The sequence below is a fragment of the Ruegeria sp. AL12 genome (genome assembly GCF_056540885.1).
The window spans coordinates 1-652 of record NZ_JBQFXN010000142.1 but is presented as its reverse complement, the minus strand read 5'-3'; the positions used below and the strand labels follow the sequence as shown (position 1 = coordinate 652).

1 protein-coding gene is annotated in these 652 nt (G+C 54.6%); it reads right to left on the bottom strand.

Translation table 11 applies throughout. From position 1 onward, the window contains the following. On the bottom strand, positions 1 to 652 hold a 652-nt coding region (locus tag ACR0C6_RS21890; RefSeq protein WP_480621274.1), incomplete at both ends, for an ABC transporter permease.

The following is a 652-nucleotide window of genomic DNA, read 5'->3' as shown; positions in this document are numbered from 1 at the left end:
TTCAGTCACCACCGAGAACCCGATCAAACTACCGAATTCGAGGCCCATGACGGTCACTACCGGGATCATGATGTTTTTCATTACATGCACCAGAATGATGCGTCGGGTCGAAAGCCCTTTGGCCCGGGCATACTTCACGTAATCCTGTCCCATCGCTTCCCGGACACCCGCTCGGGTAAGGCGGATTGCCAGTGAAATCTTAAGAAGCGCTAGGTTGAGAGCAGGCAGGAAGATGTGGCTCAACCCATCGAGCGTAAAAAGGCTGCTGTGAATCCCAAGAAACGAGCCGATATCGCCGCGCCCTGTCGCTGGGAGCCATCTAAGTTCTACGGCAAACAGCATGATGAGCATAAGCCCGACCCAGAAGGTCGGCAGCGAAAACCCAAGGATTGAGCCAGCCATAATGCCCTTGGACAGCGGGCTGTCGGGATAGAGCCCGGCATAAAGACCCAATGGAATACCGATCACGATAGCAAGAAAGAGTGCACTGAAGGCCAGTTCCATCGTGGCAGGCATATGGTGCAGGATCAGTTTGAGCGCGGGCTCACCGAAGACGAAACTGTCGCCGAGGTCACCCTGTGCAGCACCTTTGAGGAACAACCAGTACTGTTCCCAAATAGGCCGATCCAATCCAAGCCGTCGAATTGCAGCT